Source organism: Spirochaeta lutea, from assembly GCF_000758165.1.
In the GTDB taxonomy this organism is placed as follows: domain Bacteria; phylum Spirochaetota; class Spirochaetia; order DSM-27196; family Salinispiraceae; genus Spirochaeta_D; species Spirochaeta_D lutea.
On sequence record NZ_JNUP01000051.1, the window covers coordinates 1 to 3,870 of the forward strand.

The window sequence follows — 3,870 nt, forward strand, 5'->3', positions numbered from 1 at the left end:
AATAACTACAAAAACCAAGTCAGAGAGAGGACCCAATGCCTGGTAAGATTATCGAAATTAATGAGGAAGAAGTCAAAGCCCATTTAGGGGATTTTGTACGGGAAACGGTAGAAGAGACATTGAATGCGATGTTGGAGGCTGAAGCAGAACAACTCCTGAATGCCCAGAAGCATGAGAGAAAAACTGAGCGCAAGGGGTATCGTGCCGGTCATTATGACCGGAAGTTTCTGACCAAGGCCGGCGAGGTAACGCTCCAGATGCCGAAACTAAAGAAGGTGACGTTTGAACCGGCGATCATTGAGCGGTACAAGCGCCGGGAAATTTCTGTTGAGGAAGCGATGGTGGAAATGTATTTAGCCGGCGTATCTGTTAGGCGTGTGGAAGACATCACCGAAGCACTCTGGGGAGCAAAGGTGTCACCGGGAACGATTAGCAATCTGAACAAGAAAATCTACGAAGAGATCGAGAAGTGGCGGAACCTTCCCCTCAAGAGCCATTACGCATATGTATACCTGGATGGGATATAGATGAAGCGCTCCTGGGCTGGAGAGGTTCGTAATGTCTCGGTTCTGGTGGCCATAGGAGTCAACGAGGATGGGTTTCGAGAAATAATCGGGGTGGCTGAGGGCACCAAGGAGGACAAGGACAGCTGGCAACGGTTCTTGAGATATCTCAAAGACCGGGGGTTGGAGAGTGTCGACATGTTCATCTCCGATAAATCCCTCGGTCTGGTGGAGTCGATTCCGGAGTTTTATCCCCAGGCACTCTGGCAGCGTTGTGTCGTCCATTTCTACCGGAATGTCTTCAGCTTTGTACCCCATGGCAAAGTGAAAGAAGTTGCCACAATGCTGAAAGCCATCCATGCCCAAGAGAACAGGGAGGAGGCGATCCGAAAGAAGGACCTCATTGCCCAGAAGCTTATCGAAATGAAGCTTAACAAGGCCGCTACCCTGGTACGGGAAGGATCCCCCGAAACCTTTTCCTACTATCACTTCCCGGTTGAACATTGGAAACGGATAAGGACCAACAATGGTCTTGAGAGAATCATGCGAGAAATCAGAAGGAGGACACGAGTAATCGGTTCCTTCCCCGATGGTGAATCTGCCCTGATGTTGGTTGCGGCCCGGCTGCGTCACATCTCTAATTCTACATGGAGTGAACGGAAGTATCTGAATATGGACCTGATGATTGACTTCGATCAGGAAGAAGATCAGGTGTCATAGTTGGAAGCTTCGGATTGAGGCTTAAAGAATTTACGCAAGATATTTGACACTACCGGGCCAAAAGGGCCCGAACGCACAGCCGGCAGGAGGAAGCTGGCTCTTAAGTCAAATTACGAACATGTTTGGACACTATCGAGGAAACCAATACAAAGCGGGAACTCATGCGGAAGAATAGGGACCGATATGACCGGAACCGGAAGAGCAGGAGGCGTAAAGAGAAATGAAGATTGCCATGTAACCATTTATGTGTTACATTGATTTGTAGTGAGAGTCGAAACAGAACAGAGGAATTGCCAGTGGAGAGGGAGCCGGAGCAAAAACAGTGGCGGGTATTTTTCCGGAAGAAAGTGGAAAAGCGTGTACCGAGCATGCCAAGATCTGAACAGGTGTTGTTTGCGAACCTTGTTGAGGATCTTCGCCGGAAAGGTCCGATACGCAGTGAGTGGCGTAATTTTAGTAAACTTGGATCAGGAGAATATCATTGCCACCTTTCGTATTCCTGGGTGGCATGTTGGCGGGTAACCGAGGAAGAAATGGAAATCGAGGTGTATTATGCAGGTAGTCGTGAAAAAGCCCCATATTAGAGTAGAAGGTGAGGTTACCGAGTCTTTAGTAGAATATCTACGGAAGTCTTTTGGTGAGATTGAGGTTATCGAGGATGAGGACGAACAGCGTATTGAAATCAGCGAGAGTGACTGGTACCAAACGATTCGAAAGACGATCACTCCCGGGGAGAATATGCGAGTATATCGTCAGATGCACAATCTTACTCAAGAAGAGTTAGGAAGCAGGATTGGGAATCTTACACGCCAGAATATTTCTAATATGGAGACCAATCGGCGCTCGATTAGCAAGGCGGTAGCAAAAAAACTTGCACAAGTTTTTGATGTTTCTGTTGAGAAGTTTCTGTAAGGGCAACGGCAGTGCTGAAAGGTATTCAAATTTGTGCAGATGAATGATTCGCAGTCACATTGTCCCACCCAAGAGCCACCCCAACTCCCCCTATCATTCGCCGGAGAAGCCCGCTTTGGTGAGGAAGATTTTTCTGCAGGTATGAGCGTCATAGACCACAAAGCCCTGTGGCGCGCGAATTTGTATATCTCAGAACAGTCCTCTGATGATAATCCTGTGGTGGATTGGAACAATGAAAATCCCTGGGATGCCCATCCTGATTACAAAACGAACCCTGAATCCGCGCCCTGGTGGTGGGATGAAAGCTACGGCGTGAACGACTGGCAGGAAAGTCAGGCGTACCATACCCCCGCTGGAACGGTTGCCGGGGGGCAGGTGATTAGGTTTAGTGGGTTTTCGAGTATCTTAGGCGGAAACCGGGATGACCGTGTGGCCTATGAGTACCCGATAACCTACGGATCTCCTGAGAAGTGGCATGGCGCAGTGGATACGCCGATCGAATTCCAACAGCATATGGAGAGCCAGCGTGATTCCTTTGCCCAGTGGTATGCTCCTGCGCCCCTTGGGTTAGGAAATTCAACACCTGCGGGGCTGACCAACCAAAAGCAGCTACAATTACCCACATGGAATGCGACATCAGCACCTGTTGATAACTGGTTGTATTATGTCCCGGGACAATGGGGTAATTTCCCAAGTTCGGTGAATAATCTGCTGGATAAGCCTTATTTGCCTGGCCTTGGGCTGGTAACCCTTGAAGACGGGCCGCCGGCTGCAATAGTGCTATCTGGTGCCCAGGTGGATACGATGAAGGGGCAAATGACCAGTGGAGAAACCCTGCGATGGGCACAGCTTATGACGGGGGTTGATTGTATCGGGTTTGCACAAAGGGTGTTTGATTATCCTGAAGATCTGTACACCTGGGGAACTCTTGGGCCGGATGGAATCTACCGGGCATATCCAAGAGCTGAGCTTGATAAATCGGTACATCCGAAGGGTGGAACCTGGGAGGTTTATTCTGAGTTGATTGTTGGGAAGGTTGGGGAAGCTGATGTCGATGTTTCTCTGTACAGACTCATCAAACCCGGTGACATCCTGTATACAAGACTCAATAATGGCAGTGGAAGACACATTGCAATTGTGCAGAGTGTGGAGCGGAACCCTGATGGAAGTGTGAGTGCAGGGAATATTCGGTTGATTGAGGCATTCTACGATAGAGCCTATGCATTTGTCGTAAATCCTGGGATAGAAGATGTTTCAAGGACGCTTACGAAATACGAAAACGACACTTGGCGAATCGTTCGACTGAAAACAAGAGGGACAAATTGATGAGAACAATATATACATGCGCTGCTTTGTTATTGTTTGCAGTATTTCAGATTTATGCGCTTGATCCGATTCAATTTGAGGTAATCAGTAGATTTCCGAATGGAAGGGGTGAAGGTGAGTTTCGCTTCCACGAGTTTGAGGGGATGGGGTCGAATCCTAGTAGCCCTAAGGGTTTATCGTTTGTGGACGGAGTATTTTATATTACAGATAATGTCAACCAACGAGTGATAAGACTTGAGGAAAACGGAAACCACTGGGGTGTTTTACTTAACAATTTGGATCCAGGTTTTAACTTAATAAGGCAAGGAAGGTTCCTATTTGATTTTGCCTCTTCGGGATTTTACAATGTATATAATCATGACCAGCAAAGCCTCACTGTTAAGAATAGCCGCTTGAGTACCGGAGATGC

3 protein-coding genes and 1 pseudogene are annotated in these 3,870 nt (G+C 48.0%); all 4 read left to right on the forward strand.

The window, feature by feature from the left end; genetic code table 11:
- Positions 1-35 precede the first annotated feature (35 nt).
- Positions 36-1,223: pseudogene (locus DC28_RS06610) on the forward strand (IS256 family transposase).
- A gap of 564 nt (positions 1,224-1,787) precedes the next feature.
- On the forward strand, positions 1,788-2,135 hold the full coding sequence (locus tag DC28_RS06615; protein WP_162180202.1) for a helix-turn-helix transcriptional regulator: 348 nt from the start codon (positions 1,788-1,790) through the stop codon (positions 2,133-2,135).
- Positions 2,136-2,276: 141 nt separating this feature from the next.
- A complete protein-coding gene (locus tag DC28_RS06620) occupies positions 2,277-3,461 on the forward strand; it encodes a hypothetical protein (protein ID WP_037547134.1) in 1,185 nt (394 codons plus the stop codon).
- Positions 3,461-3,870, forward strand: a 410-nt coding sequence (locus tag DC28_RS16730; protein WP_037546361.1) for a hypothetical protein, incomplete at its 3' end; no start/stop codon positions are given. The genes DC28_RS06620 and DC28_RS16730, both read left to right, overlap by 1 nt.

Bases quoted from the DNA above. Each gene is read 5' to 3' on its own strand.
- DC28_RS06620 (WP_037547134.1), top strand. From the start codon at position 2,277: ATGAGCGTCATAGACCACAAAGCCCTGTGGCGCGCGAATTTGTATATC.